Annotated in this window: 30 protein-coding genes and 6 pseudogenes; 20 read left to right on the top strand and 16 right to left on the bottom strand. The window is 61.8% G+C overall.

Annotated features, from left to right (window positions below):
* The first annotated feature begins 84 nt into the window (after positions 1 to 84).
* Complete coding sequence (locus ACFQH2_RS11740; protein WP_377057074.1) at positions 85 to 1,983, top strand: DHH family phosphoesterase; 1,899 nt, start codon at positions 85 to 87, stop codon at positions 1,981 to 1,983.
* A gap of 7 nt (positions 1,984 to 1,990) precedes the next feature.
* Here the strand turns inward: ACFQH2_RS11740 and ACFQH2_RS11735 are convergent, their stop codons facing one another.
* From ACFQH2_RS11735 to ACFQH2_RS11710, 6 genes and pseudogenes are all read right to left on the bottom strand, one after another.
* Entirely contained in the window at positions 1,991 to 3,013 is a 1,023-nt protein-coding gene (locus tag ACFQH2_RS11735; protein ID WP_377076994.1) for a phospholipase D-like domain-containing protein, read from the bottom strand.
* A gap of 723 nt (positions 3,014 to 3,736) precedes the next feature.
* A pseudogene (locus ACFQH2_RS11730) lies at positions 3,737 to 4,727 on the bottom strand (glutathione S-transferase family protein).
* 317 nt (positions 4,728 to 5,044) lie between these two features.
* Positions 5,045 to 5,281, bottom strand: coding sequence for a hypothetical protein (locus tag ACFQH2_RS11725; protein WP_377076771.1), 237 nt, complete (start codon positions 5,279 to 5,281; stop codon positions 5,045 to 5,047).
* A gap of 137 nt (positions 5,282 to 5,418) precedes the next feature.
* Complete coding sequence (locus tag ACFQH2_RS11720; protein ID WP_377076770.1) at positions 5,419 to 5,862, bottom strand: hypothetical protein; 444 nt, start codon at positions 5,860 to 5,862, stop codon at positions 5,419 to 5,421.
* Positions 5,811 to 6,092, bottom strand: a complete 282-nt coding sequence (locus ACFQH2_RS11715) for a hypothetical protein (RefSeq protein WP_377076769.1) — start codon at positions 6,090 to 6,092, stop codon at positions 5,811 to 5,813. The genes ACFQH2_RS11720 and ACFQH2_RS11715 overlap by 52 nt, the downstream gene beginning before the upstream one ends.
* Complete coding sequence (locus tag ACFQH2_RS11710; RefSeq protein ID WP_377076768.1) at positions 6,074 to 6,250, bottom strand: hypothetical protein; 177 nt, start codon at positions 6,248 to 6,250, stop codon at positions 6,074 to 6,076. Before ACFQH2_RS11710 ends, ACFQH2_RS11715 begins: the two co-directional genes overlap by 19 nt.
* 208 nt (positions 6,251 to 6,458) lie before the next feature.
* On the opposite strand from ACFQH2_RS11710, the gene ribH reads away from it, so the two are divergent.
* Together ribH and ACFQH2_RS11700 are read left to right on the top strand one after the other, a co-directional pair.
* A complete protein-coding gene (gene ribH / locus ACFQH2_RS11705) occupies positions 6,459 to 6,869 on the top strand; it encodes a 6,7-dimethyl-8-ribityllumazine synthase (protein ID WP_377053803.1) in 411 nt (136 codons plus the stop codon).
* The gene (locus ACFQH2_RS11700; protein ID WP_377053801.1) at positions 6,870 to 8,015 is read left to right on the top strand and encodes a pyridoxal phosphate-dependent aminotransferase; all 1,146 of its coding nucleotides are present in this window, start codon (positions 6,870 to 6,872) and stop codon (positions 8,013 to 8,015) included.
* 40 nt (positions 8,016 to 8,055) lie between these two features.
* Here the strand turns inward: ACFQH2_RS11700 and ACFQH2_RS11695 are convergent, their stop codons facing one another.
* Together ACFQH2_RS11695 and ACFQH2_RS11690 are read right to left on the bottom strand one after the other, a co-directional pair.
* A complete protein-coding gene (locus ACFQH2_RS11695) occupies positions 8,056 to 8,487 on the bottom strand; it encodes an adenylyltransferase/cytidyltransferase family protein (protein WP_377053799.1) in 432 nt (143 codons plus the stop codon).
* Positions 8,481 to 9,005: a Mov34/MPN/PAD-1 family protein gene (locus tag ACFQH2_RS11690; protein ID WP_377053797.1), complete on the bottom strand. Its 525-nt coding sequence runs from the start codon at positions 9,003 to 9,005 to the stop codon at positions 8,481 to 8,483. The genes ACFQH2_RS11695 and ACFQH2_RS11690 overlap by 7 nt, the downstream gene beginning before the upstream one ends.
* Positions 9,006 to 9,162: 157 nt before the next feature.
* Here ACFQH2_RS11690 and ACFQH2_RS11685 point away from each other — a divergent pair, with 157 nt between their 5' ends.
* The 3 genes and pseudogenes from ACFQH2_RS11685 to ACFQH2_RS11675 all read left to right on the top strand — a co-directional run.
* Positions 9,163 to 10,230 carry a histidine kinase N-terminal 7TM domain-containing protein gene (locus ACFQH2_RS11685; RefSeq protein WP_377076767.1) on the top strand — a complete coding sequence of 356 codons (1,068 nt, stop codon included), beginning with the start codon at positions 9,163 to 9,165 and terminating at the stop codon, positions 10,228 to 10,230.
* Positions 10,200 to 10,907: a sensor histidine kinase gene (locus ACFQH2_RS11680; RefSeq protein WP_377076766.1), complete on the top strand. Its 708-nt coding sequence runs from the start codon at positions 10,200 to 10,202 to the stop codon at positions 10,905 to 10,907. The genes ACFQH2_RS11685 and ACFQH2_RS11680 overlap by 31 nt, the downstream gene beginning before the upstream one ends.
* 15 nt (positions 10,908 to 10,922) lie before the next feature.
* Positions 10,923 to 11,263: pseudogene (locus ACFQH2_RS11675) on the top strand (hypothetical protein); the annotation flags it as partial.
* A 4-nt stretch (positions 11,264 to 11,267) separates the two neighbouring features.
* Here ACFQH2_RS11675 and ACFQH2_RS11670 read toward each other — a convergent pair.
* From ACFQH2_RS11670 to ACFQH2_RS11655, 4 genes and pseudogenes are all read right to left on the bottom strand, one after another.
* On the bottom strand, positions 11,268 to 12,422 hold the full coding sequence (locus ACFQH2_RS11670; protein ID WP_377053791.1) for an NAD(P)/FAD-dependent oxidoreductase: 1,155 nt from the start codon (positions 12,420 to 12,422) through the stop codon (positions 11,268 to 11,270).
* Between the two features lie 64 nt (positions 12,423 to 12,486).
* Positions 12,487 to 12,912, bottom strand: a complete 426-nt coding sequence (locus ACFQH2_RS11665) for an SRPBCC family protein (protein ID WP_377053789.1) — start codon at positions 12,910 to 12,912, stop codon at positions 12,487 to 12,489.
* A 48-nt stretch (positions 12,913 to 12,960) separates the two neighbouring features.
* Positions 12,961 to 13,943: pseudogene (gene mvaD / locus ACFQH2_RS11660) on the bottom strand (phosphomevalonate decarboxylase MvaD).
* Between the two features lie 81 nt (positions 13,944 to 14,024).
* Positions 14,025 to 14,414, bottom strand: coding sequence for a DUF7522 family protein (locus tag ACFQH2_RS11655; RefSeq protein ID WP_377053785.1), 390 nt, complete (start codon positions 14,412 to 14,414; stop codon positions 14,025 to 14,027).
* A gap of 125 nt (positions 14,415 to 14,539) precedes the next feature.
* Here ACFQH2_RS11655 and nth point away from each other — a divergent pair, with 125 nt between their 5' ends.
* Entirely contained in the window at positions 14,540 to 15,223 is a 684-nt protein-coding gene (gene nth, locus ACFQH2_RS11650) for an endonuclease III (protein ID WP_377053783.1), read from the top strand.
* Between the two features lie 21 nt (positions 15,224 to 15,244).
* On the opposite strand, the pseudogene ACFQH2_RS11645 reads toward nth, so the two are convergent.
* Positions 15,245 to 15,715, bottom strand: a pseudogene (locus ACFQH2_RS11645) (hypothetical protein); the annotation flags it as partial.
* 93 nt (positions 15,716 to 15,808) lie between these two features.
* Here ACFQH2_RS11645 and ACFQH2_RS11640 point away from each other — a divergent pair.
* The 8 genes from ACFQH2_RS11640 (at position 15,809) to ACFQH2_RS11605 (ending at position 20,830) form a co-directional block, all read left to right on the top strand.
* Positions 15,809 to 16,753, top strand: a complete 945-nt coding sequence (locus ACFQH2_RS11640; protein WP_377053779.1) for a DUF7319 domain-containing protein — start codon at positions 15,809 to 15,811, stop codon at positions 16,751 to 16,753.
* A gap of 62 nt (positions 16,754 to 16,815) precedes the next feature.
* On the top strand, positions 16,816 to 17,499 hold the full coding sequence (locus tag ACFQH2_RS11635) for a plastocyanin/azurin family copper-binding protein (protein ID WP_377053777.1): 684 nt from the start codon (positions 16,816 to 16,818) through the stop codon (positions 17,497 to 17,499).
* Between the two features lie 3 nt (positions 17,500 to 17,502).
* Positions 17,503 to 17,898 (top strand): DUF7318 family protein, encoded by a 396-nt coding sequence (locus ACFQH2_RS11630; protein WP_377053775.1) that lies wholly within the window; start codon positions 17,503 to 17,505, stop codon positions 17,896 to 17,898.
* 3 nt (positions 17,899 to 17,901) lie between these two features.
* Positions 17,902 to 18,768: a ubiquinol-cytochrome c reductase iron-sulfur subunit gene (locus tag ACFQH2_RS11625; protein ID WP_377053773.1), complete on the top strand. Its 867-nt coding sequence runs from the start codon at positions 17,902 to 17,904 to the stop codon at positions 18,766 to 18,768.
* Positions 18,765 to 19,562, top strand: coding sequence for a cytochrome b (locus ACFQH2_RS11620; RefSeq protein ID WP_377053771.1), 798 nt, complete (start codon positions 18,765 to 18,767; stop codon positions 19,560 to 19,562). Before ACFQH2_RS11625 ends, ACFQH2_RS11620 begins: the two co-directional genes overlap by 4 nt.
* 3 nt (positions 19,563 to 19,565) lie before the next feature.
* Complete coding sequence (locus ACFQH2_RS11615; RefSeq protein WP_377053769.1) at positions 19,566 to 20,342, top strand: cytochrome bc complex cytochrome b subunit; 777 nt, start codon at positions 19,566 to 19,568, stop codon at positions 20,340 to 20,342.
* Between the two features lie 31 nt (positions 20,343 to 20,373).
* Positions 20,374 to 20,688: a DUF7315 family membrane protein gene (locus ACFQH2_RS11610; protein ID WP_377053767.1), complete on the top strand. Its 315-nt coding sequence runs from the start codon at positions 20,374 to 20,376 to the stop codon at positions 20,686 to 20,688.
* Positions 20,681 to 20,830: a hypothetical protein gene (locus ACFQH2_RS11605; protein ID WP_377076765.1), complete on the top strand. Its 150-nt coding sequence runs from the start codon at positions 20,681 to 20,683 to the stop codon at positions 20,828 to 20,830. Before ACFQH2_RS11610 ends, ACFQH2_RS11605 begins: the two co-directional genes overlap by 8 nt.
* 346 nt (positions 20,831 to 21,176) lie before the next feature.
* On the opposite strand, the gene ACFQH2_RS11600 is transcribed toward ACFQH2_RS11605, so the two are convergent.
* Positions 21,177 to 21,611, bottom strand: coding sequence for a DUF7313 family protein (locus ACFQH2_RS11600; RefSeq protein WP_377053763.1), 435 nt, complete (start codon positions 21,609 to 21,611; stop codon positions 21,177 to 21,179).
* An 80-nt stretch (positions 21,612 to 21,691) separates the two neighbouring features.
* On the bottom strand, positions 21,692 to 22,465 hold the full coding sequence (locus ACFQH2_RS11595) for a hypothetical protein (RefSeq protein WP_377053761.1): 774 nt from the start codon (positions 22,463 to 22,465) through the stop codon (positions 21,692 to 21,694).
* 93 nt (positions 22,466 to 22,558) lie between these two features.
* Between ACFQH2_RS11595 and ACFQH2_RS11590 the strand changes: the two genes are divergently transcribed.
* The 3 genes and pseudogenes from ACFQH2_RS11590 to ACFQH2_RS11580 all read left to right on the top strand — a co-directional run bounded on the left by ACFQH2_RS11590 (position 22,559) and on the right by ACFQH2_RS11580 (position 24,249).
* Positions 22,559 to 23,623, top strand: coding sequence for a polyprenyl synthetase family protein (locus tag ACFQH2_RS11590; protein WP_377053759.1), 1,065 nt, complete (start codon positions 22,559 to 22,561; stop codon positions 23,621 to 23,623).
* A 353-nt stretch (positions 23,624 to 23,976) separates the two neighbouring features.
* A pseudogene (locus tag ACFQH2_RS11585) lies at positions 23,977 to 24,030 on the top strand (hypothetical protein); the annotation flags it as partial.
* A gap of 33 nt (positions 24,031 to 24,063) precedes the next feature.
* On the top strand, positions 24,064 to 24,249 hold the full coding sequence (locus ACFQH2_RS11580) for a hypothetical protein (RefSeq protein WP_377076764.1): 186 nt from the start codon (positions 24,064 to 24,066) through the stop codon (positions 24,247 to 24,249).
* A 40-nt stretch (positions 24,250 to 24,289) separates the two neighbouring features.
* On the opposite strand, the gene ACFQH2_RS11575 is transcribed toward ACFQH2_RS11580, so the two are convergent.
* A complete protein-coding gene (locus ACFQH2_RS11575; RefSeq protein ID WP_377053755.1) occupies positions 24,290 to 24,820 on the bottom strand; it encodes a type II toxin-antitoxin system RatA family toxin in 531 nt (176 codons plus the stop codon).
* A 138-nt stretch (positions 24,821 to 24,958) separates the two neighbouring features.
* Between ACFQH2_RS11575 and ACFQH2_RS11570 the strand changes: the two genes are divergently transcribed.
* The gene (locus tag ACFQH2_RS11570; protein WP_377053753.1) at positions 24,959 to 25,525 is read left to right on the top strand and encodes a response regulator; all 567 of its coding nucleotides are present in this window, start codon (positions 24,959 to 24,961) and stop codon (positions 25,523 to 25,525) included.
* Between the two features lie 79 nt (positions 25,526 to 25,604).
* Positions 25,605 to 26,815: pseudogene (coaBC, locus tag ACFQH2_RS11565) on the top strand (bifunctional phosphopantothenoylcysteine decarboxylase/phosphopantothenate--cysteine ligase CoaBC).
* Positions 26,816 to 26,952 lie beyond the last annotated feature (137 nt).

The raw sequence follows: 26,952 nt of genomic DNA, 5'->3' as shown, positions 1-26,952 counted from the left end.
AGCCGTATCGCCGCTCTGACGGGTCGTACCGTTCGAGCGAGTTGCAAAGCGTTTTACACGCTCGTTGCCATTTTTTCGATAATGATGACTGACGACGAGACAACCAGCACGGGTGATGCGGATCAGTCACCCGTCGTCTACGATCTCGACCCGGAGTGTACGCTCGACGACGTGGAGGAGGACGGTCTGTATCTCGGGACGGTCAACGGCGTCGTCGAGTACGGCGTCTTCGTCGACATCTCGGAGTTCGTCTCCGGGCTCGTTCACGAATCGAAACTCGACGGCGACTACGAAGTCGGCGACGAACTGGTCGTCGACCTCGACCAAGTGCGAGAGAACGGCGACGTCTCCTTCCGTTCGGTTGATATCGACGAGTACGACCTGCAGACCATCTCTCACGATTACGATATCACGACCGTCGACGAGCTAGAGGACAAGGTCGGTAACACCGTGTATCTGGCTGGGCAGGTCGTGCAGATCAAACAGACCGGCGGGCCGACACTCTTTCACGTGCGCGATGAAAGCGGTATCGTCCCCTGTGCGATCTTCGAGTCGGCTGGGGTCCGCGCGTATCCGGACGTCTCAGTCGACGATTACGTCCGTATCAGCGGGACACCCGAACACCGTGAAGGTGCGATCCAGATCGAAGCAGACTCGCTGACGGTCCTCGACGAGGAGGCCGACGAGGTCGAAGCGCGGCTAGAGGCCGCCGTTGAGGAGCGTGCGGCCCCGGCGGACGTGGATCCACTCATCGATTGGCCCGCGTTCGACAAGCTACGACCGGATCTCGAATCGGTTGCGCGGCTACTCCGGCGGACCGTGCTCGAAGGGCGGCCGATCAGGATCCGGCACCACGCAGACGGTGACGGCATGTGTGCCAGCGTCCCGGTCGAACTGGCGCTCGAACGATTTATCGAGGAAGTTCACGAGGATCCGGAGGCCAAACGACACCTGTTCAAACGGCTCCCGAGCAAAGCACCGTTCTACGAGATGGAAGACGCGACACGGGATCTGAACTTCGCGCTCGAAGACCGCGAGCGTCACGGCCAGAAGCTCCCCCTGTTGCTCATGCTGGACAACGGCAGCACCGAAGAGGACACACCGGCCTACGAGACGCTTCGACACTACGACATCCCAATCGTCGTGCTGGACCACCACCATCCGGATCCCGAGGCGGTCGAGCCACTCCTGACCGAGCACGTCAATCCGTATCTCTACGACGAGGACTACCGGATCACGACCGGCATGATGTGTGTCGAACTCGCTCGGATGATCGACCCGGACCTGACCGACGAGCTTCGGCACGTCCCCGCAGTCGCCGGGATCTCAGACCGCTCGGCCGCCGATGCGATGGACGACTACCTCGAACTGGCTGGAGAAGTCGGCTACGATTCTGACGACCTGAAAGACGTCGGGGAGGCGCTGGACTATGCCGCACACTGGCTCCGCTACGACTCCGGTCGCCATCTCGTCAACGACGCCCTCAACGTCGGCTGTGAGGACGAGGAGAAACACCACGAACTGGTCGATTTCCTCGCGGAGAAATCCCGTGGCGAGATCGACGAGCAGCTAGAGGCAGCGTTGCCACACGTCGAGCACGAGCGTCTCGATAACGGTGCACATCTCTATCGGATCGACGTCGAGAACGACACGCACCGGTTTACGTACCCCGCTCCGGGGAACACGACCGGTGCGATCCACGACCACAAGGTCGAGGAAACCGGCGATCCGGTGATCACCATCGGCTACGGCCCCGACTTCTCGGTACTCCGCAGCGACGGGGTCCGACTGGACATCCCGCGGATGGTCACGGAACTCGACGAAGAGATCGTCGGCGGCGGTGTCAGCGGCGGCGGCCACCTCGTCGTCGGTTCGATCAAGTTCGTCAAAGGGCGGCGTGAGGAGGTTCTGGACTCACTCGTCGAGAAGATGTCCGAGGCGGAGATCGACGAAGCACTCAGCAGCACGAAGTCTTCGGTCTGAATCCGGGCTACTCGAAGGCGAGGCGTCGCCGCGCTGTCTCCGCCGTTCCGACCCCGGTAACTACCAGAACGACTCCCAATCCGATGGGGAACCGCCAGACGAGGCCGGCCCAATCCGCATCGAACACGTCGGCGTAATATGAGCCGACCTCCTCCCCGTCGAGTACCAGTGCCAGTTCCCTGTTTTCTCGTAATGAGTGGGTGTTCCAGTTGATGCTGCCCAGGATGACCGTTTCCGAGTCCACGACGACGCCTTTGGTGTGTAGCTTCTCGTAGCGCCCGCCGGGGTCCGCCAGTCGGACCTCGATATCGAGGTTTTCGTCGGCAGCGAGGTCGTCGAGCCATGCCCGGAGTGCGGCGTTTTCCTCTTCGGCGTACCACGCACTGGAGAGGAGGATCCGGAGTTCGACGCCCCGGCGTGCTGCGTCGAGCGCTTCCCGGAGCAGCGGGTCGTCCCGACCACCGATCGACATCTGCGTGAGGCGGATCGATTCCTCAGCGTCCTGGATCTCCCGGCGGATCTCGGTCTCGGCGTTGTCGGGTGCCGTCAGGACGGTGGTCTCCTGGAGAGGGACGCGTTCGGGGTTGAACTCGGCCGGGTACGTCCCTGCTGTGGCTGGCTCTTCGACGGGGGCGACGGAATCACGATACGTGGCCCAGGGGATCGAATCGCTGGCCCCCAGGTCGGCCACGAACACGTCCGCTATCGCGTCCGCAGTCGGCCCGTCGTGTGTGACGACGCCCCAGCCCCGATTCGACTGGCCGCCGGTGCCCGAGGGCTTCCAGTTTTCGGTCATAACGAGTGCCTCGTCGTCAACGACGGCGAACTTCGCATGATGAAACCGATAGCGTGCTGTATCGCCGCCGAATGCCACCACATCGATGCCGGCGGCGGTTAACTCGTCCAGTTGCGCCGCCGAGCGTTCGGTCGTGCCGCCGACCGGAGACGCCTCGACAGCGACCTGTACGTCGACGCCGCGCTCGTGGGCATCAGCAGTGCATCGGTGATGCGCGCGTCGGAGTAGGTGTATGCGGCGAGCATGATCCGCTCGTCGGCGTCCTCGATCAATCCGACGGGACGGTCGGACGCGTCCGGCAGGACGAACACGGTCGCTTCACCGCCCCCGACTCTTGCCGGGTCGAGATCGGTTGCTTCGACCGGCCTCCAGGACCCCTTGGTGTCGCCGTCTCGTTCCCATAGCTCCGTTTCCGCCGCACGGTCGTACTGAACGCTATCGACGACGGTGCCGTTCCGGCGAAGCGTCACCGTCTCGCCGTTCTCGGCGAACTGGATGTGGCCGTCGAGCGGGTACACCTCGTGGTCTGTGTGTGTTCGCGTTTCCGCAGGGTCGTGGCTGAACACGACCGTTCCGTCGAGCGTCGTTTCGGGAAGCCGTGCTTCCTGCCGGCCGTCGTCGTGAAGCGCTAACCCCTGTGGGTCCGTCTCGCTGGGGAACTCGATCGCGACGAACTCGCCGACGTTGCCGTCTGCGACCGGATTGGGGTACAGTTCCACGATCCGTGGCTGTTCTGTGGTGGCGGTTTCCCACTCCGGTGCTGTGGAGTTCTCCGCCTCCATTGCCGCCGACGCGGATACTATCCCAGCAGACGCTGTCGCGGCGCTCAACAGTACGGCTATGAGTATGATTGCGAGTGTGCTATGCCGTCGATCCTTCCGAGCCACGCGGTACCGTCGCCGCGGCTCCGTACAAAAACGTGTGGAGAGTGGTACGACGCCTCTGCGCGGCGGCGTCTTACTGGAGTGCTTCCGGCGGTTCGCCTGGGAGTTCGTCGCGGTCGTGTGGTGACTCGAAGTCCGGGGCAGGGCCGACGGGGACGAGACCCGTCGGGTTCACATCGTCGTGGGTGCGGTAGTAGTGGTGTTTGATGTGGTCCATGTTCACCGTCTCGGCGACGCCCGGTAGCTGATAGAGGTCGCGGAGGTAGCCCCAGAGATGCTCGTAGTCGGTGATCCGGGCGACGTTACACTTGAAGTGGGTGTTGTACACCTCGTCGAACCGGACGAGCGTCGTGAACATGGCGATATCGGCCTCGGTCAGCACGTCGCCCGCGAGGTAGCGCTGGTCGGACAGCACGTCGTCCCAGTGATCGAGCGCGTTGAATAGCTCCTCGATAGCTTGCTCGTGGGCCTCCTGTGATTTGGCGAAGCCAGCACGGTAGACGCCGTTGTTGATCGGCTCGTAGATGGCGTCGATGATGCGGTCGACCTCGTCGTGGTAGCCTTCGGGGTACAGGTCGACGTCTTTCTCGCCGAGGTCGTGAAACGCGGTGTCGAGCATCCGCATAATCTCTGCGGACTCGTTGTTGACGATGGTTTCGCGCTCCTTGTCCCAGAGGACGGGGACTGTCACGCGCCCGGTAAAGTCCTCGTCGGCCGCCGTGTAGACGTCCCGGAGATAGTCTGCTCCGTTCACTGTATCCGGCGTACAGTCGTCTTTGTCCGGCGAGAACCGCCACCCGTCGGCGATTCGGATCGGATCAACGACGTCGATGGAGATGACGTCTCCGAGTCCCTTGAGCGCTCTCGTGAGCAGTGTCCGGTGTGCCCAGGGACAGGCCTTGCTGACGTACAGGTGATAGCGCCCTGCCTCAGCGGGGAATTTGGCGTCCGGCGAATTCGATACCCGGTCGCGAAACGATGTCTCCTGGCGCTGGAACGCGCCTGAATCGTCGTTCGATTCTGAACGCTGTTCGCGTCCACTCGCCGTCGAGAAGCATGTGCATACACGATAAGAGGTATCGTGGACGGTAGTATCCATCGTCATCACCCGTCCATTACCGGCATCGATGTCTTGCCATCTATCCACGGCAGTTAGCCGTTCAAAAACTCCCTTCTCTTGTATAATATTTACTTTCAATCTATAAATTGCTCTATATAGAAACAAATAAAAAGAAGGAACAGAACGTGTAATTATGGGCGCGTTCAGTGCATCAATAAAGGTGGCGCAGCTGGTCGGGATCAAAATGCTACTCGGGGTCGTGCTGATGCTTACCCCGATGTTGCTCCTGCTGTACTTCGGGGCTCTCTAACCGGGAACGAGTTACTCGCCGTCCGACCAATCCCCTTGAAACATCGTTCGCAGTCCCGACTCGTCGGCGAGCGCTTCGATGGCAGCGCGCGCTGTCGGCACCGAACACGACGCGTCCAGTTGCCATCCGTTCTCCATCGTGATCGATGACCCGCTGTCGCCGTGCCGAACCATCGGCTCCTCCGACTCCGGTCCCCATGGAAGCGAGATGCTCCCCTCCAACTGCCGGTGTTCTAGCAGGTACTCCACCGCCAGTCGGGTCGCGGTCGCCGCGTTCCGATGACCGACTGCGCCGACGGAAGTGCGTCCGTCGAAAAATCGGACGACAAACTCCTCTTCGCGCTCGACATCGAGTGCGAGTTCACGATTGCCCTCGCTGTCTATCCCTATGTTTCTCTCGCTGTCCCTCTCTGGGGGCTCTCGCTCCCTATCTCCGGGGTTTCTAGCTCGTCGATGTCGGCGACGCTCTGGGCGCTCGCCGATTGTTCGTCGTGCTCGCGCTTCTCGTCTTCACTCACTTCCTGAGCGTTCTGTTCCGTACCTGCGGTATCAGGCCGGACAGCGGCGATGCTCGGTGAATCAGTAACCGAGTCGATCTCTGTTCCGTTCCTCTGATGCTCTGTGGTGTTGCCCTGGCGTTCGCGAAACGCATCCAGTAGGTCGTCGAGGAAGCGTTCGGTTGCCTCCTCGACCATCGGAGCGACGTCGTCGCCGGTCGTTGCGACGAGGCGCTCGGTGAGAGCGTTTTGGATCGCCTGCCGGTCGCCTTCAAGCCGTTCTACTGCGGTACTGTATCGCTCTTTGCGCCGCTCGACTCGTCTCGATGCCACCTGCTCCGTGTATCGCGACACCACGTCCATCCGGTCGGGGAGTCCGTCAGTTCTACGGGTCGTCGTTCGAGCGTTCCTGTCTCGTCGACCCCAGCAAACACGAACTGTCGGCCGTTCGTGAGAATCCCCCAGTCGACGTCGGTGCCGAGCAGGACCGATCCCAATGCCTCGACGTCTGCTTCGCGCAGGTCCTCGCTACACGCTCGCGTCTCTACGACGATTTCGGGCACCTTCTCGACGAGGAGTGCGAAATTGACCGATTCCCCCTGGCGTCGGCGAACTCGTACTCGGCGACGATCCGATCCAGTGACCAGCCAAGCGTCTCGAGAAACGGCTGGACCAGTCGGAGCTGGGTGTTCCGTTCCGAGAGCGAGGTAGTCGTGGCCACTCGCTCTCTCGTCTGCTCGGCATACTTTCAGAAGCTCCTGAGCGTCCATCGACAGGTCCTTTCTCCCCCACGGTACTAATTGCTCGGGCGTCTGGTCCGTGGTCCCGATGACTGGCGGGAACTCATCGCTCGGCCGTCGCCGATTATCGTTCCCACGATTCGACACTGGAACGGTAGTTCTTTTAGGTGCCGAGACTACCCGGAGCATATGGTAACGCTCGGCCTGGTGGTCGCGACGTTCAACGCTCCGGTCACCGAGGAGATGGCTGCGTCGGCACGGTCGGCCGCCGAGGAAGCGGGGGTCGATATCGCTACGGAGATCGAAGTCCCCGGCGCGTACGACACGCCGCTGGCGGCGGACAAACTGGCTCGCCGAGAGGAGATCGACGCCGTCGCGGTCCTCGGTGCGATTATCACCGGCGACACCGATCACGACGACGTGATCGGGGCCGCGGCGGCCCAGAAACTCACCGACGTCAGTCTTGACCGGGATACGCCGGTCACGATGGGTATTACTGGCCCCGGCCAGAGCGCCGACGAGGCCCGAGCGCGTACCGACTACGGTGCACGAGCAATCGAAAGTGCGATCGATCTCGCAACCGAACTGGAGGACCTATAAATGGATTTCGCAGACAGAGTCGAACGTGTCGAACCGAGCGCGACGCTCGCGATCAGCGACCTCGCAACCGAACTCGAGGCCGAGGGCGCGGATGTCGTCGATCTGAGCGTCGGTGAACCGGACTTCCCGACCCCCGAGAACATCGTCGAGGCGGGCAAAGCCGCGATGGACGCCGGTCACACCGGCTATGCGCCCTCGAACGGCGTTCCCGCACTCAAAGAGGCAATCGCCGACAAACTCCACGACGACGGCCTCGATCAGTACGGCACCGAGAACGTCATCGTAACGCCCGGCGCGAAGATGGCGCTGTACGAGACTGTACAGGCCCTGATCGAAGACGGCGAGGAAGTCGTCCTGCTGGACCCCGCGTGGGTCTCCTACGAGGCGATGGTGAAGATGGCTGGCGGGTCGCTCAACCGCGTCGATACCTCGGAGCACGATTTCGCGCTCGAACCGGCGCTCGACGACCTCGGCGACGCCGTCTCGGACGAGACCGAACTGCTGGTCGTCAACACGCCCGGCAACCCGACCGGTGCGGTCTACTCGGACGCGGCGCTGGAGGGTGTCCGTGACCTCGCTGTCGAACACGACATCACTGTCATCGCCGACGAGATCTACAAGGAGATCACCTACGGCGTCGAGCAGACCAGCCTCGGAACCCTGGATGGGATGGAAGGCCGCACGGTCACGATCAACGGCTTCTCGAAGGCCTACTCGATGACTGGCTGGCGCCTCGGCTACGTCGCCGGCCCGGAGGAACTGATCGGCCAGGCGGGCAAGCTTCACTCGCACTCCGTCTCCTCCGCCGTCAACTTCGTCCAGCGCGCCGGAATCGAAGCGCTCGAAAACACTGACGAGGCGGTCGAGGAGATGGTCGATGCGTTCGCGGAGCGTCGGACCTTCCTGATCGACCTGCTCGCCGAACGCGGCGTCGACGTCGCAGAACCCGACGGCGCGTTCTACATGATGGTCCCTGTCGACGACGATGATCAAGCGTGGTGTGAGGGCGCAATCGAGGACGCCCACGTCGCGACGGTGCCCGGAAGCGCGTTCGGGACGCCCGGCTATGCGCGTATCTCTTACGCAAACAGCAAAGAGCGGATCGAGGAGGCTGTCGAGCGCCTCGACGCGGAAGGCTACCTGTAGTCGTCGCGGTCGATATTTTCCGAAAACTAGTCCGTCTCCGTCACCCGCGCCGTTCGAGGATGCGGTCGATGATCAGACCGGTCGAGAGCAACTCTTCCGCAGAGTCGGGTTCGCGCGCCGACGCGCGTTCCACCGTACAGTCGATCCCACGACGTTCCAGTTCGGCCTGAATCGCGTCGTCGTCGTGGTGCTGGTCGTGACCAAGCGTGATGACGTCCGGGTCGATCCGTTCGATCGGTGCAAAGATGTCCTCGGGGTGGCCGATGATCGCCCGGTCGACTGGCTTCAGAGCGTCGACCATCGTCACACGCTGGGAGTTCGGGAGGATCGGTGGGTCCTTGTGGGTGACGTTCTCGCCGCGGGCCACGATGACGACCAGCTCGTCGCCCATCGCTGCGGCGTCCCGCAGGTAGTGGACGTGGCCGGGGTGGAGAATGTCGAAGGTCCCCTGTGCGACGACTGTTCTCACCATCGTCGCCCCCGATCTAGCTCGTCGTCGCGTAGTTCCTCGTCGATGTCGTGCTGATCGAAGTGGAAGAAATCCTCGGAGTCGGGGAGCGAGACGTCGATGACGTTCAGTTCCGTCGGCTCCCCGTCGGAGTCGAACGCCTTCCAGTCGTCGCGCCCGTACGGCGCGCCGATGATGATGTGTCTCTCGCCGCGGGTGAACGTCCCCAGGTCGGCCTGGCTCGGTCGGAGCGCGCCGTTCGGGTGCGAGTGGACCGAGCCGAGCGATTTGTTGTCGTTCGGGATCATGTTCGTCTTGACCGTCGCGCTGACACTGTTCGATTCGGTGCCAGGGATGACCAGCACGTCCGTGATGACTAACCCCTCCCGGTCGAGTCCGAGTGTCTCGGCTTCGGTGCCCCGCAGCATCCCCATGTACTCGTTGGGATGTGCGTCTTCGGACGCCTGCAGGGCGAACTCCATGGTCTCCCGGGCGATCCCGAGAACTTCGCTCGACCGGAACAGGGAATCGAACAGGCCCATGGTGGGTACTCACCGTCTGCGGATGCTAAACGTTCCGGAACGACTGCCGGTTGCGACCACCACCGCCCGCGACTCCCTGCACTGTCGATAGCCAAAGCGTTTTGCGTATTCCACTACTTGCCTGACAGTAGTGTTGCCGAGCGTCGAGTTGTCGTTGTTGGCCGCCGTAGCCCTTACGAGCGGCGTCGCCACCCTGCCGCTCGTCGGTGCGGTCTGGCAACGGCGCGGGCAGGTCGGCGGCAGGTGGTTCGTCGGTATCGCGTCGCTCATGAGCGCAATCTGTTTCGGCTACGGCGTCGCGCTGTTGGTGTTCGAACCGCTATGGCTGCGAGCGTTTCTGGAGATGCTTGTCATGCTCTTTACGCTCTGGCTCGGCGTCGTCTGGCTCGCGTTCGCGCTGGTGTACACCGGGCGACAGTACGTCCTCCGGACGATGCCCGCCGCGCTCGTTCTGGGGCTGTTCGGACTGATTACCCTCGTGGCGGTAACGAACGAGTACCACGAACTGATCTGGAGTAACTTCCGACTCGACCCGGTCGCCAGCGCTGCGACCGTTTCCTACGAACTCACCGCAATATTCTTTTTCGTGTTCGCCATCGGCGTTACGCTACTCAGCGTCGCCCAGTTGCTCTTGCTCGATACGCTCGTCAGTTACGGCCGACTGTTCCGATCACAGACCGTCGCCTTGCTTCTCACGCCCGTTTTTCCGGTCGTCGGCATCATCGGCTACTTCTTTTCGCTGGGACCGGTCCCGCAGTACAGTTTCCTCCCGGTCCTGCTAGTTCCGCACATGCTGCTCGATATCTACGCGCTGTTCAGCGCGGGGATGTTCGAGTTCGACCCGGCGACCCGCCGCATCGGGGAGCGAACCGCGATTGACGACCTCGACACGCCGGTCGTGACAGTCGACACCGACCGTCGGGTCATCAACTTCAATACGGCCGCGGCATCGCTGTTCGGCGAGCACACCGACCGCTTCGTCGGAACCGATCTCTCGGAACTGGTCTCGGCCGACATCGACCTCCAGTGCCGGGAACAGGACATCGAACTACTCGCCGGCGGGGAACGGCGACAGTACCGGGTTACGACCTCACCGTTCGAGGACGTGACGGGTACCCGGCTGGCTACACCACCGTCCTGCAGGACATCACTGACCTCCGCCAGCGCGAACAGCGCTTTGCCGTCGTCAATCGCGTGCTCCGACACAACCTCCGTAATGACCTGACCGTCATCGCGGGCCACGCTGAACTGATCGCTGACTCCGCGAGCGATCCGGCTCTCACCGATTCCGCCGAGACCATCGTCGACGAGAGTTCGGGGCTCCTCACGCTCTCGGAGCGCGCCCGCGAACTGAACCGGACGATCGATCGCTCCGTCGAGACCCGGAAGCCGATTGAGTTCCACGAGTTCGTCGACGACCTGATTTCTGAGTGGGACGACGGATCTGCCGAGGTGAGCGTGGCTGTCTCCCCGGGCCTCACTGTCCGAACCGATCCGGACGTCCTGGGCCTCGTGATCGGAAACCTCCTCGACAACGCGCTCGATCACTCGACTGACCCATCGCCAACCATCGAACTCAGAGCGCGATGCCGAGCAGCGGACGGTTCTTCGCTCTCTATCGAGATCGAAGACGATGGACCGGGGATTCCCGAAGAGGAGATCGCCGTCCTGCACGACGGAACCGAGGACGCCCTCCAACATGGGAGCGGTATCGGTCTGCGGGTCGTCCAGTCGGGGATCACCGCGCAGGTGGCGACCTCTCGTTTTCGACTTCGGATAGCGGGACGACTGTCACCCTCCGGGTTCCCGGACTCCTGCGCGAGGATTCGACGGCCTCGTGAGAACGGCTGTTCGCGAGGAACCCACAACTATGTCGGGCAAACGGCATTTAATACACAGTAGTTCAGAAGTGTCCGTATGGTAGTAACGTCACTCGTAACGTTCGGCGTGAGTCTGCTCATCGGCGCTATCGGCATCTACGTCGGCGCGAACCTCGTGGCCGATGTCCAGAGCTACTCGTATGCGCTGGTGACGGCGCTGATCGGCGGGATACTGTGGGGAATCGTCGAGTTCTTCGTCCCACTGATCGGCGGACTGGTCGCCTTTATTGCGTATCTCTGGGTGGTCAACAATCGCTATCCAGGGGTTGGATCGACGCCATCCTCATCACGCTGGTCGCGTGGGTCGCGGTGGTCGTCACGCTGATCATCCTGTCAACGATCGGATTGGGTGGTCTCGAAGCGTACGGCGTCCCGGGCAGCGCTACCTGTCGGGGTCGATACCTAACTCGCTGTCGACCAGGTCGACGGCGTTTCGCACCTTCCCGATTGTCGTTAGATACGACGCGCCGACCGTGGCTTTCGCTGCGGCCGCCGCCCGGCCGGTGACGACTGCGGGTCCGAGTTCCGCGACGGCGTCGTCACCGATGCTGACGACCCACCCCGGCGTATCGAAGTTGAACCGCTCGTATCGCGGGGAGAACAGCGCATCCCCGTCGCGCTCGTGTTCGACGGCGCGTGCAATCGAGTTGGCGACCGGCGTCGCCTCGCGGACGGCCGCCTGCGCGCTTGCCGGCACCGGTTCGCCGTCACCGTCGATCACCCGTGCGGTATCGCCCAGTACGAAGGTCCCGTCAGCGAGTTCCAGCGTACTCTTCACCTGTGGCCGCTCTCCGTCGAGTGCTCCCGGACCCCGAAGTCCGCCGGTCCAGACGAGCAGGTCGTGTTCGAGTTCCCCGCCGTTGGCCAGGTCGACCCGGTCCGCCGTCGCACCGGCGACAGTCGTATTCGTTCGTATCCGGATGTCGTTTGTTTCGAGGGTGTCCGCAACAGCCGCCGAAAACGGTTCGCTGAAGCCCGGTGCGACCCTGTCGAGGGCTTCGAGCAATACAATCTCCAGGTCCTCCCCAACCTGTTCCTTCCGACTCATAGCGGCGAGTTCGCCGGCGACCTGTATCCCCGATAGCCCGGCACCACCGATGACGACTCGGCCCGAGTTCTCGTCGAGCAGTTCGCGGAATCGCTCCCTGATGCGGTCTGCGTGCTCAAGTCGTTTGACCGGATGGCTGTTCGCTTCGAGACCCGGAATGTCGTAGTAGGCAGTCTCTGCACCGAGGGCGATGCCGGCGAAATCGTACTCGATCGTCCGCTCGCCGTCGAGTTCGACGGTTTTCGCGTCGACGTCGACGCCGGTTACCGTCGCCGTTTCGACCTGGGCGCGGCCGACGAGTTCTTCCAGGGGAATCGATATTTCCTCAGTCAGTTCGGGCCGCCTGATCACGCGGTGTAGTTCCTGCTGGACGAGATGTTCGCCAGTGTCGTCTACGAGGAGGATATCGACGTCGTGCGGCAGTCGGTCTTCGAGGCGTTGCGCGAGCGCAATGCCCGCGTAGCCGCCGCCGAGAACGAGAACGTTCATGGATGTAGTAGCGACCGCGGTAAGTAAAGGCTGTCTCCACCGGATCCTACTCTCCGGTGGCGACTTAGGCCTCAACGCGCCGTTTGAGCGCGCTGTTCATCTCCTCGAAGCCGCGCTGGACGGCCCCCTCGTTGAGCAACACGGGGACGAGGACGCCGCCGAACGACTCCTGCTGTCTGAACGTGACGCTGCCGTCATCGTTCGTATCGATACGGAACTCGTGGCGGCCATCGAACAGGTGTGGGAGGCCGAAGCGGCCAAGCCACGCCAGTCGCCGTGGCTCGTCGACGACGGTCACTTTCGGGCTGAACGTCGCACCCCTCCCGCCGGGTGGATCGACCCGGATGCTAAGTCGCCTGCCGACGGCTGCTTCGCCCTCGGCGTGGCGAATGAACGGGTTCCACTCGTCGTACGACTCGAAGTCGGTTAGCTCGGCCCAGACTGCCTCGGGATTGGCGTCTATCTCGATGGCCGATTCGATCGTTCGCATACCTCTGGTGTCGACCAGCGAGAAAAAGTACGCAGGGGGTCGCCCGTCTCAGAACAGCGCTTCCGACTCGTCGAGAAGCCGTGCCGGGCCGCCGACCTCCCAGATAGCGGATTTGACGCCGCAGTCTTCGAGCGTTTCTTTGACCAGTTCGGCGTGCTCGTCAGTCGTGTTGACGTAGACGCTCGCGCCGGTATCAGTCGAGAAGTACGCCGGAATCCCCTCTTCGTTGCGAAGCTTTCGCACGGCATTGAAGACGCGCAGGGTCGCTGGCTGCCAGTAGACCCACCCAGCGGGACCAGTCATGGTCGTTGCCGCCAGCGAGAGCGAGTCGTGCTCGGCTGCTCGAAGGTGCGCTCGAAGTCGGCCTCGCGCAGCGAATCGCGCATCTCGGCGATCTGTTCGTGCATGTGTGCAAGCCGCGCCTGGAACATGTGGCTGTCGGCGGCCTCCTCGTGGGCCTGCTCGGTCTCCTTGTAGGAGGGGACCAGTCCGATGACGACTTTGAGGTCGTCTTCGAGGCCCGTTTCGATCCGTTCCGACCGGCAGTCCTCGTCGTTGAGACCCGCGTAGAGGTGTGAGAACGCGCCCGTGACCGACCGCGCGGCCGAGGAGGAGCCCCGGCGTGCGATGGTCGAAATCTCCGGACGGGACCACTCTAGCTCAGCGGCCTCGGCAAGCGCCATCGCGGCCGCCGCAAAGCCGGACGAGGAGGAACCGAGCCCCACGTTGGTCGGGAAGGAGTTCTCGCTCTCCAGTCGGACCCCGTAGACCGCGTGCGGGGCCTCGGAGGTCTTGCGGACGTAGTCGACGACGTCGTCGACCCGCTCTTTCGCGCGGCCGTCCAGTTCCTCGCCGTCGACGATGTAGCGGTCTTCCTCGCGCTCGAAGTCGAACTCGACGGTCGTCTTCGTATGGCTCGGGGCGGTACAGACGCTAATGCTGTCGTGATACGGAAGCCGCAACTGCTCGTCTCGCATTCCGTGGTACTTCACCAGTCCCTGAATCGGGTGCGCCTTTGCGGTGGCTTTCATACCTTCATGGCGTCGGGATATGCGCATAAAGGTTCGGCTTGGACATCGGTCCGTGATAGGCCTACCTACTACCGGTGCTACTCACCCGACTTGCTCGTTGTACGATTCCAGTACGTTCCGGATTGCCACTGTTAGCTCCTCGAACCGGTCGATGGACATGTCGTCGGTCGTCACCCAGACGCCGTGTGGCTCGTGGACGACGCGGGAGAGATAGCCGTTCTCGAACATCCGGATCGTCGCCTCGTACTGCCCGAGTTCGGAGTCCTTGTACGCTTCCTGGGATCGAAACCCGCGTCGTTCGTGTTCTGCAAAGCTTTCCAGATCAGCCGTGCGGTCCAGATCCGATCGGAGATACAGTTGTTCGATATCGTCGTGGGTGTAGTAGGTGATGCTTCTGAGTTCGTCACCCACGACAGTTCGGCAGACCCCGAGCAGTTCGTCCCGTATCTCGAAACCGTTGTGATTGCTCACATAGCGGATTGGACGAGCGAGGATAATACTGTAGTTTCCCGGTACTTGCGCGAAGACTCGGCCGACGGACCGTGGATGCCGGACCGAACCGAACCGCTGAAACCCCTCCGCTCAAACTCGAAGCCATGGGAACGCCGCTCGAACCGCGCGAAGCGCAGGCCGAGGAAGTCGTCGACCGACTGCTCGAAGAGTACCCCGACAGCGCGATATCGCTTCGGTACTCGAACCGCCTCGAACTGCTGATCGCCGTCATTCTCTCGGCGCAGTGTACCGATGAGCGGGTCAACACGGAGACTGAACATCTCTTCGAGAAGTACGACGGGCCCGAGGAGTACGCGACCGTCGACGAGGAGGAACTCGCAGAAGACCTGAACTCGATCACCTACTACAACAGCAAGGCGGGCTACATCAAGAGCACCTGTCAGACCATCCTCGAAGAACACGACGGCGAGGTCCCCGACACGATGGACGAACTCACCGAACTGTCGGGGGTTGGACGCAAGACGGCCAATGTCGTCCTCCAGCACGCTCACGACGTCGTCGAGGGAATCGTCGTCGACACGCACGTCCAGCGGATCTCCCGACGGCTTGGACTGACCGAGCAAGAGCGACCCGAAGCGATCGAGTCGGATCTGATGGAGATCGTCCCGGAAGACGTCTGGCAACAGTACACCCACCTCCTGATCGATCACGGTCGTGCAGTCTGCACTGCGCGGAACCCCGACTGTGGGGATTGCGTGCTCGCCGACATCTGTCCTTCGGAAAAAGGCGACAACGACGTGGATCTCGCCAGCGGCGAGGCGTGGTGAGCGCCCGCCCCAGAACAGATAAATAAATCGCAGCAGGAACCGGAAGACGCCGATCAGGTAGGCGATGATCCAGCAACCGACGTAGCCGAAGACGCCGATCCGGAGCCGCCAGCGCCACGCGCTCATGTTCTCGTGGAGTTCGCTGATGTCGATGTCGCCGCTCGATTCGTGATAGAGATTGTGCTGGCGCTTGACCTGAAAGATCCGAACGATTCCGGTCAGTCCGACGAGCAACAGCGCGTACGCCTGCAGGCCGAAGAACATATGTACCGCCAGCAGCGGCGAGAACTGGTCGAACGCGTTCGGAATCATCCACGTGACCATCGGCACGGTCGTCAGCACCAGCCCTGCGGTGACGTACTTGAGGTGGTGGATCAGGACGTCCCACGTGACGACCTCTTCCTGAAGAATGATCCACGCCCCATAGAGATACAGCGGAAAACTGAGCGTCACCAGCAATGTGGCGACCGTCGCATAGACGTACTCCGACATCGGCTGATCTTAGGAAGAGTGACGTTTAAAACACGCGATAGCTCCCACGACGATGGCGGAAAACGTATGTCCCGGGCACCCGAATTTCAGGTAATGGCTGACTCATCGACGTCGCCCGAGGCCGACGACGAATCCGAGCGGTCCGATACCGGAGCGTCGGCGGACGCCGAGGAGGGTGTCGAGGAGACAGACGAGTCACGTGATGCCGACCGCCCGACTGACGGGGAGCAGGTCGGTGGCAACCCTCTGTCCGACGAGCGCTCCGACGACGAGGTATCCGACGAGGAACTACTCGAAGAGATCGAAGCCCAGTACGACTTCGACGACTTCGGCCCCTCCGACATGGAAGACATGTCGATCGACGAGTGGGAAGCGGCGTTCGATCCACAGTCATGGATCACCGGCGGCGAACTGATCGACCGGGTCGAACAGGAGTTGCTCACGCGGATCGCACAGCGCGAGGTGTTCGCCGTACTCGAACGCGTCGACGCCGGCGACGACGGGGAACTGCTGATCGCGTACTCCGACCAGGACTACGCGCTGATCTTCCCCGATGGAACGGTAGAAGGAACGGGGACAGTGCTGCGTGACGTCAAGCCGACGGTTGCGCTATGCTCGATGGAGGAGTACGACCCGCAGGAGCCCCCGGAGGGAGACTTTCTCCTCCCACGGCCCGACGAAGTACCGGAACGGAGCAGCGAGGTGGGGAACCTGATGATACAGGTGATCGCGGGCGCACAGATGCTCGCCGGGCTTGGATTGCTTGGGGTCTCGCTGTATCTCGCCATCTCGGGTGGTGGAGCGACCGGAACACCACTGATTACCGGCGTTGCGGGACTCGCGTTCATCGTCATCGCTGTGTTCCTATTTATCACCGTGGCCAACGCTCGCCTCTCCGATCGGTTCCGTTCTGAGGAGTACAAAGAACGACTGCGAAAGGTGGGACTCGAAGACGGCGAGCGACCGGACTTCCTGCCGATAGAGGAGCCAGAGAATCGACTGCACCCCGTTCGGAACCGGAATCGAAAGGAAGATTAAAGCCCGCTCTTTGGCGGATTCATCGGTGGGTTTAAGCGAACACAATCCTGACCTTATTCTGTATGAACAGGCGGGACTTTCTGAAGACGGCCAGCGGCGTTTCGGCCGGCGCGGCCGCTGTTAGCGCGGCGGGAACGCCTGCCGCCGCGGAGGGCCAGAGTGCGTACTCCGCCGTGTCTTCGCTCCAGGAGGACGGGGAGACCGAGAACGGCGACGAGGAGAACGGGACCGAAGAGAACGGCGGAGAAGCTAACGGTACCGCCGAGAACGGTGGTGAAGACGGGGCGACCGAGACACTGACGGTCGGGCCGGACGGCGAAACCGTCTTCGATCCGGACAGTCTAACGATCGAGCCGGGAACGACGGTCGAGTTCGTCTGGGACTCCGACACACACAACATGGTCGTCCAGAGTGGCCCAGACGAGTGGGAAGGCCACGAGCCGATCGAGGACGCCGGCTTCTCGTACGAGCATACTTTCGAAGAGGAAGGCACCTACGAGTACATCTGCGAACCCCACGTTGCCGCCGGTATGGAGGGCACCATCACCGTCACGTCAGATGGTGAGGCCGGTGGCGGCGGCACGGCGCAGACGGAACTCGATATCCACGATATCGGCGTGCCGGTCCAGAAGCACTTCCTCGGCGCGGCGACGTTCGCCGCGATGTTCGTGACCTTCGCGTTCACGTTCTACATGCTCAAGTACGGCGAATCGGCAAACACAAGCTACCCCAACAAGAAGAACTGATCAATGTCATCAACAGGAAGTTCGTACGGCGACATTCATCGATACGAGCAGCCGCGAGAGAGTACAGCGGCCGCAATCGCGATCATCCTCTTGACGCTCATCGAAATCGTCTTCGTCGGGATCTTCACCTACGGTCTCGTCGAGGGCTGGGCGCGCGGAGCGGTTCCCGACCCCGGTAACATGTTTCTTGGCACGATCCTGGCGCTGATCTTTATCGATCTTGCGTTCATTCTGGCGCTCTACCGCAAGGAGTTCCTGCCGGACGTCATGATCGTCAAGAAGCGACGGCGCAAGTGGGAGGATCTATACATTAGCGAAGAGGACGCCGACGGAGACGAACTGGGAGACGACGCTGTCGAACAGTTCAAGCGAGCAGTCTACCCATACTACAAGAAATAAATTATGCCAGATAGTGACAAATATCCGGTCGAATCGGATCGTCGCCGCTTTGTCAAGGGTGTTGTGGGGAGCGCCGCGCTCTCAGGAATCGGTGTCACCACCGCGGTGAGCCTCGATTCCATGACCTCCCAGACCGGTGAAGGCGGTGGAACGGTGTTATACAGAGGAAACGAACGAATCGGCGGTCCCGCGCCACGGGGCATGCCACAGATCCCGCTCGAAGTCGACGACGAGGGATACGTTCGCGGTATCTGGCCCGAGATCGAGGAGGGTGGCCCCAACGAGGCACCCGTCGCCGAACAGGAGATCGGTGGCGTCACCTACTCGACAGAGTGGTTCCAGTACTGTGGCTCGCAGACGAGTCCAGCCGTCGACCCTCGAGAAGACCGAGACAACTACTTCCGATACGTCGGGGCGAGCCAGTACGATTGGCAGAACGAGCAGGTCGAGGGCGGCGACCGGGTCCATATCGACGACTTCGAGGATTACGAGGATTTCAACACGCCTGTCGGAGAGGCGGGAATCGGGAAGGGTGCCCTGGTCAGTTGGCGCTCGCAAGGGCTTTCGCCGGGCGACCGACTGACGGTGTTGCTCATCCGCAGTACGCAGGTAGAGGAGGCAGCCCAAGACGACGACTGGGTCGAGGGCTCGACGGATCAGGGCTTCATTGCTAACCTCAATCAGTGTACCCACTACTGCTGTGTGCCCGGATTCCGGGTGCTCGGCGAGGCCCGCCAGTTCGGCGCGGAGAACAACATTTACTGCAACTGCCACCAGTCGGTGTACGACCCGTTCAGCATCACCGAACAGCAGTACACCGCACTGCCAAGAGAGGGTACATCGGTCATCCCGAGTGAATACAGAGAATGAGCTTACAGAAAAAAGACGACTTCGATCACGGCGAATGGCTCGACCAGAAAGAGCTCTCCCTGATCGAGAAGACGTACCTGTTCACCTTGATGTGGCTCGACAAGCGGCTCCGGATCGTCGATTACCTGGAACTGCTTGAGGACCAGTACTACAAGATGAACATGCAGATGCCGAAGAGCCACACGGAACAGTACAATCTGGACAACAAGTTCTGGTACTGGTATCCGTTATACTCGTTAGGATCACTGTCGATCATTGCCTACGTCGTACTGGCAATAACGGGTGCGCTCCTCGGCTTCTACTACGCGCCTGCAACCGCGGGCGAGGAAGCATCAGTCGCATTCAACCAGATGCTGTTCATCCTCGGTGAACTGAACTTCGGCTACATGCTGCGAAGCATTCACCGCTGGGCAGCACAGTTCATGGTTGCGGCCGTCTTCCTGCACATGCTGCGGGTCTACTTCACGGGCGCGTACAAGGAACCCCGCGAGGTCAACTGGATCATCGGCGTCGTGTTGATCCTGCTGCTGTTGCTCTTCGGCTTCAGCGGCTACCTCCTGCCGTGGAACCAGCTATCGCTGTGGGCCGGGCAGATTGGGGTCGAGATGGCGCAGTCAGTGCCGCTCGTCGGAGAGTGGGCCGCGTTGCTTGTCTTCGGCGGGTTCCAGATGGGCCAACCGACACTGATGCGGATGTACATCATGCACGTGTTCCTCTTGCCGTTCGTCGTGACGGCACTGATCGCACTGCACGTCGGCATCGTCTGGATGCAGGGAATCGCAGAACCACACTAAATCATGCCAGAAGACGAACAAGAAACACGAGCGGACGGAAGCGGAACAGGCATAGTTCCGCCGGACGACGAGACGCCTACGTGGCGCGACCGGAAGGAGCGCACGCAGGGACTCTCCCGGCTGACTTACGAGTACTTCGAGCGCGCACGGCGCGAGGACCAAGACCTTCGGCAGGAGTCTGACTACGTCGAGCGGGACGTGCTGGGCTTCCCGGCCTGGCCCCACGAGACGATCCGAAACCTCGCTATCACCAGTTTCTTCATCGGGATCATCATCTTCCTGGCGGCGACGATGCCGCCACACCTCGGTGATCCGGCTGATCCGAGTAGTACGCCTGCGGTCATCCTTCCCGACTGGTATCTATACTGGTCGTTCGGACTGCTCCAGACCGACTCGCTCAACCCCGAACTGGCAATCCTCGGTGGCCAGAGTTTGATGGAGGGCCCCACGTTCGGCGTCCTCGTTCACGCGCCAGTTATCGGACTGATCTTCCTCGTCCCGTTCCTGAACAAGGGGAGTGCCCGACGACCCGTCGAGGAGCCGTTCTGGGCCGCGCTCGGCGTGACCGGCGTTATGTACTCGTTCACGTGGAGTATGCTCGCTATTGACAACATCATCTCGGCGCGCCTGCCGATCCTCACAGCCCAGTTGCTGTTCGATCTGGTGTTCATCGTCCCGGTAGTTGCAGGGGTGATCACGTACTCCGTGTTGAAGGCGATGCAAGAGGGGTACATGTACAATCTCAACCGCCGGTACTACCGGCTCCGACCGCCAAGATAACCCTTTTCTCGCTTCGGCCATCCCTTTAGGTATGGCCGACTCGAACGCGCCCGACGAGCGAACGTCCGTCCAGCGTGACGTCACCGTACCGATGGAGATCTACAAGATAGTGACGGTGTTCTCGATGCTGCTCGCTATCGGGCTCGTCGTCGGTGGCTTTCTCGTTCTCGACAGTGCGACCGATCAGGCAACCGCGGATGTCGAAGATGTCGACGCCATCACAGCCCTGCTCGGCGTCGGATTAATCGCCTTCGGTGGTGTCGTCTACGTATTCTCGACCCGATTCAGCCCCGAAGAGATGGGAAACGCTAAAGACGACGCCAGCCAAGATTCAGGTAATGGCTGACGAGTTCATGAAAGGACTGGCGGCGTTCGGGGGGCGTCCCTACTGTGGCTGGTCCTCGCTGGCTGGTATCGGACTTCGAGCTTCGAGGGACCGCAGTTCACCGAGGCTGCGCCCTCCGATCCGGGGACGTTCGACGCGATAGCTATCATGGTCATGGACGGGATGTTCTGGTTCATGATCCTCGCTCCGATCACGTTCTGGGTCCTCATCCCGGCGTACAAAGAGCTAACCGCCGCGTACCGAGAGCGGAACTCGAACTGATCTCGCGGCCCGTCTTTCTCTCCGAGTGTTCTTTCTGATTGCAAGCGTTAGCGACCGGTCTCGACGCCGAGCGGGGGTACAGCGTCGACCGGAACGCTCGTCGAGGCTGAACTCGCGGTCCTGATCGACGTTAGCAACGCAGTCTTCACAGCGCGAACAGGGTCGGTGCGCTGTAATAGGGGACGCGCTGCTCGGTAGGGTTGTCTAAAAACGGATCCGACAGGGCGCTATACGATGCTGTTCCAGATCGGCTCGACGATGAAAAAGATGCTCTGATACGCGGCGTAGAGCAAGACGAGTCCCCAGGCGGCGACTGCGCCTTTCGGGAGGTTCAGCGAAGTCTCGCGTCGGGCCTCGGCGATTCGGGCCTCGAACTCGAAGAAGTCGGTGAAGAACATTCCGAGCACCAACACTGTAAAGACGACGCCCGCGTGAAGGCTTACAGTCATGTAGTAGAACGCTCCGAGCAGCACGAGCACGTTCGTGGCCGTATGTGCCGTATGCCGGGTAATCGACTCCACGTCGCCCTCCTCGTACTGCGATCTGTACTGGCGCTGTGCGACGAGCCGCGTCAGCCCGTTGATCAGCACCAGTACGAGGAGTATCTCCTCTATGTACGGTAACAGCAGATCAACCGGGCCGAGCATCGAATTCGGGTCCATATCTCACACACAGTGGTTAACCCATTAGAGTTTTTCCAATCTTCTCCCCCTGATCGACCCGTCATGATGGGTGATACCCGTCATTCCGTCCAGCAAGGGTCGCTTTCGGGAACGACTACGAGCCGTAGCGGTGCAACAGGTGTGAGTGTGATGTCGCTCGCCGGTTCGACGACGCTGTGTCGTTCGTCGTCGACGAGCAGTTCGACCGGGCCTTCGTCACGCTCGACGCGCAACTGAACTGTTTCGTGCGCCCCGAGCACCCAGCTATCACGATCAGTTGCGAACTGCGCGACCGGAACTGCGACGACGCCGGTACCGGGCGCGAGCATCGGTCCCCCAGCAGCGGCGGCGTAGCCGTGAGAGCCAAGCGGCGTCGCGACGACGAGTCCGTCGGCGCGGAACCGTGCCACGTCGCAGCCAGCGCTCCGGATGCTGTACTCGGATATGCGGGCCGGATCCTCCGTCACGAGCATGGTGTCCGAGATGGCGAGACCGACGCTTTCCTCGCCAACTGATACCGCGTATCGACAGCGCTCGACCCGGTCGAACCGACCCGAAACGAGCCGACCGAGCGCTTCGTCGAACGCGTCTTCGGGAACCGAGCGCGTGCCCGCCCCCGACACGACCGGCATGATCGGGACAGTGGTACCGGTGTGGCCTGCCGAAAGCAACGCGGCTTCACCCCGTGCGACGATTGCGTCCGGTTCGGTGTCGAGGACTGCAGTAGCGGTGCCGACCACCGGTGAGCCTCCCGACTCCTCGACGCTCTCGACGAGGTGCTCGACAGTCTGCTCGCTCTCTCCGGAGTCGATTATCCCGATCACAGTCTCTTCGGTTCCCTGACCGCACTCCATAGCGGAACTTCGGGACGTGACACAAAAGGCTACGCGATTCTCGCTCGACGCCGTAACTGAAGCTTTTTACATCGGGGTTGCAACCGGTGGTGTATGCGGGAGACGCTCGCCGAGTGGCAGCCGGTGGTAGACGAAGCGATCGAGGAGGTGATACCGCGGGAGTTAGATGACGCCTACCTGACGGAGTTCTTCGGTCCGGCGACGTATGAGTACGACGCGGAAACGCTCCAGCGTGCGCTGTCGGATCCCGTCTGGGAACTGCTCGATCGTGGGGGAAAACGCTGGCGAGCGGTCGTCTTTCTGTTGCTCGTCAGAGGCTTCGGTGAGGATCACGAACCCTATCTGCCCTACGCGACGATCCCCGAAATCCTCCACACCGGGACGATCATCGTCGACGACGTCGAGGACGGGGCAGCGATGCGCCGCGGCGACCCGGCCCTCCATCACATCTACGGCGAGGACGTGGCGATCAACGCCGGAAACGCGCTGTACTTCCTGCCACTGAAGATCATCACGCAGAACCCGGCCGATCTCGACGATGGGACGCGCCTCGCGCTCTACGAGATGCTGACGGACGAACTCAGCAGGACGCATCTGGGCCAGGGTACGGACATCTGCTGGCACAACGACGGGAGCGTCCAGGTGGACCGCGAGCAGTATCTCGAGATGTGTGCGTGCAAGACTGGCTGTCTGGGACGGATCGTCGCGAGACTGGCCGCAATCGTCACTGGTCAGTCGGAGGAACGCGAAGGGGCCGTCGCGGGGTACGCCGAGTTGATGTCCGTGGCCTTCCAGATCGGTGACGACATTCTGGATATCGAGAACTCGCTGGGCGAAGCGGGTGCCTTTGGCAAGGAGTTCGGCAACGACATCCGGGAAGGAAAGAAGACCTTACTCGTGATCCACGCCATGGAGACGGCCTCCGACGGCCGTGCTCGCCGCCTCCGGACGATCCTGCAGGACGACGAAAACACCGACGAGGAGATACTCGAAGCGATCGATATCTTGCAAGAGACCGAAAGTATCGAGTTCGCACGCGAGCGAGCGCTGTCGCTCGCCGCCGAAGCGCGGAGCCATCTCGACGACGCCGACCTGGCGGAACCGGAAGCGTCGATGCTGAAGGAGTTTACCAGGTTTGTCGTCGAGCGCGAGGAGTGATCGACAGTCGCGAACCAAAGTATTCAGTACGCCCCAATCCTAAGTGGTGGGTATGACAGAGACGGACGGACGTAGCGACCTGTCCCGGCGCTCGTTTATCTGGGCAACTTCCGGGTCGGCTGCTGCCGCTGCTGGCGGAGCAAGCACCGTCAGTGCACAAGAAGAGAACGGCACCGAGAACGGCGGCGAAGACGGGTCAACGGAGACGCTGACGGTCGGGCCGGGCGGGGAAAACGTCTTCGAGCCGGCCAGTCTGGCGATCGAGCCGGGAACCACGGTCGAGTTCGTCTGGGACTCCGACACACACAACATGGTCGTCGAGAACGGTCCCAGCGAGTGGGGGCCACGAGTCGATCGAGAGCGCCGGCTTCTCGTACGAGCATACTTTCGAAGAGGAAGGCACCTACGAGTACATCTGCGAACCCCACGTCGCCGCCGGTATGGAGGGGACTCTCTCCGTCGAGGAAGGTGCTAGTTCGGGTGGCGGTGGCGGGGCGTCCGCAACGCCGACGATTCCGGATAGCGCGATGAGTCTTGCGGTGGGAACGATGGGTGCGATGGTCTCGACCATCGCGCTGGCGTACTTCTTCATCAAGTACGGCGGCTACGACGAAGAGTTAGAGTAAGTAGAGGCTCCGTCGGCAACGGGTCGGCGTTTCTGCGCGCTCAGACTGATGTCGGCCGCTCGTGGACGGTCAACTCGACCGCTCGGGATTCACCCTCCAGATCCTCCACGATCCGTCCGACGATGCGTTCGGCCTCCTTGACGATAAGCGGCTTTACTTTGTCCATCACCCACCCGAACGAGACGAATCGCGGGAGATCGAGCGCGCCCGATCTGGCAGTGTCCGTATCGAACTGGACGACGAAGTGAACTCGGCAGGCGTGCTCTTGCCCGTCCCGTTCTGATTCGTCGAGCGGGTCGACCCGCCAGAACCCGTGTGCGTCGATATCTTTGATGACTTCCCAGTCGATTCGGTCGGGTGGATCCGTATCCGTCACTTCGGAGTGGGCGGTGTACGTGAGTTTCCACCAGGCGAACTGGAGCGCGTATCTCGTTCCTTCCTTTCCTTCGCCTCGCGTTTGAACCTCCTCGAGATACTCGGAGTAGTTCGCGTACCGGGGGAAATCTTCGAGAAACTCGTAGATCTCTTCGGCCGGCAGATAGACGACGGTGCTTACCTCTACTGTATCCACGTTCGTTTCTACGGTGGATATGACGTAAGTGTTGCGCGCGCTGGTAGCCGCCCGTTGTCTCCGCCCTGTCAGTGGGATTCTATCAGCATAGATCGTTGCCGAAACTATTACGCACCTGGGAAACGCAGTACCAGCGTGATGGCTGAACCCCATGGCTGTGTGCTCGTCGTGGACGACGACCCGAGAGTGGCGCGCGTCTACGCCGAGCAACTGCGCAATGCACACACTGTCAGGGTAGCGTATAGCGGCACCGAGGCGCTCGATAGCCTCGACGAGGACGTCGACGTCGTCCTGCTGGACAGGCGGATGCCGGGATTGACGGGCGATCAGGTGCTCGAACGGATCCGTGACCAGGGGCTGAACTGTCAGGTCGCGATGGTCACCGCGGTCGAACCGGACTTCGAGATTATCGATATGGAGTTCGACGAGTACCTGTTCAAGCCAGTGACCGGCGAGGAGTTGCTCGAAACTGTCGAGCATCTGTTCTACCGCTCCGACGTCGACAGTTCGCTTCAGGAGTTTTTCAGCATCGCGTCGAAACGCGCGGCGCTCGAGGCCGAAAAATCCGCGACGGAACTGGAACACAGCGAGGAGTTCGCCACACTGACGACGCGGTTCGAGGCGCTCAAAGAGGAGATGAGCGACTCGCTCGCAGAACTCGACGACGTGGAGGCGTTCGATCTGGCCCTCTCGGAGTGGGACTGACCCGCTTGTCCCGTGGTCGGCCCGTACTTCCCTCTTCCTGCGACAGAACTTAGAGCGACTAGCGTGAACTCCGGAACGAATGCTGGAAGACGTCAACGTCGCGCTGGGGTGACGGGAAGCATCGCCGCAGTCAAAACTGTCGAACTGGCCCACGAGCTACGCCGACAGGGTGCCTCTGTGCGAGGCGTAATGTCCTCCAGCGCACAGGGGATTCTCCATCCATGGGCTGTCGAGTTCGCCACGGATAGACCGGTCGTTACGGAGATCACCGGCGATGTCGAGCACGTGGAACTCTGCGGCCGTGAGGGCTGGGCAGACGTGTTCCTGATCGCGCCAGCGACGGCCAACACCGTCGGCAAGATCGCTGGTGCCATCGACGACACCCCGGTGACGACGTGTGCAACGACGGCGCTCGGAGCCGGTGTCCCGGTCGTCATCGCCCCAGCAATGCACGAGCCGATGTACGATCATCCCGGCGTTTTAGACGCTATCGAGCGCGTCGAGCAATGGGGCGTCGAGTTCGTCGACCCGCGCGTCGAAGAGAGGAAAGCGAAAATCGCCAGCGAGGAGGCTATCGTTCTCGATGTCGCCCGAAGCGTCGACGACCAACCGCTGGCGGGCGACCACGTCGTGGTCACCAGCGGTGCCACGGCCGAGCCGATCGATCCAGTTCGAGTGTTGACGAACCGATCGTCCGGCCGGACCGGCCGCAGTGTTGCCCGGGCGTGCTACGTCCTCGGAGCCGAGGTCACGCTCGTTCACGGTGTGGTTGGCCCGCATCCACCCTCCAGCACGCCGGACGATCCGACGTTCGGCGCTGGCTCTCCGGTCCCTTACGCGGAGTACGTCCCCGTCGAGACTGCACAGGAGATGCTCGACGCGACTGAAGCGGCTGTCGAGGACGCCGACGCCCTCGTCGCGGCGGCGGCGGTCGGCGACTACACGCCGGAGCCACAGGACCGGAAACTCCGCTCTGGGCAGGAACTCGCGCTAGATCTCGATCCGACGCCGAAGCTGATCGATGCGGTCAGGGACCGTCGACCGGAGCTACCGATTGTCGGGTTCAAAGCCGAAACGAGCGACTCCGACGAGGCGATGATCGAGGCGGCCCGCGACATCTTGGAGCGTGTCGACCTCTCGTTCGTCGTGGCGAACGACGCCGATGTGATGGGGGCTGATCGAACCCGCGTCCTGCTCGTCGACGCGGACCGCGAAGACCCGATAGAGGGGACAAAGTCGGCAGTCGCCGCGGTGGTCGCGGATGAACTCGCGGAACTACTGGTCCAGTGAGCGCGTGGTACCTGGTCGGGACTCTCGTTCCCGGGCAGACAGAACTGATCTTCGTCGTTTCTATCGGTCGCTAGCCCACTCGTTTCGGGAGTTGCAGAACGGCAGGTTCGAATAGCGTAATCGTTTTGAGTGGCTCT

The sequence above is a fragment of the Natronoarchaeum sp. GCM10025703 genome (assembly GCF_042661985.1).
GTDB lineage: Archaea > Halobacteriota > Halobacteria > Halobacteriales > Natronoarchaeaceae > Natranaeroarchaeum.
The sequence above is the reverse complement of the archived record's forward strand: the minus strand, read 5'-3'. Positions and strand labels throughout refer to the sequence as shown.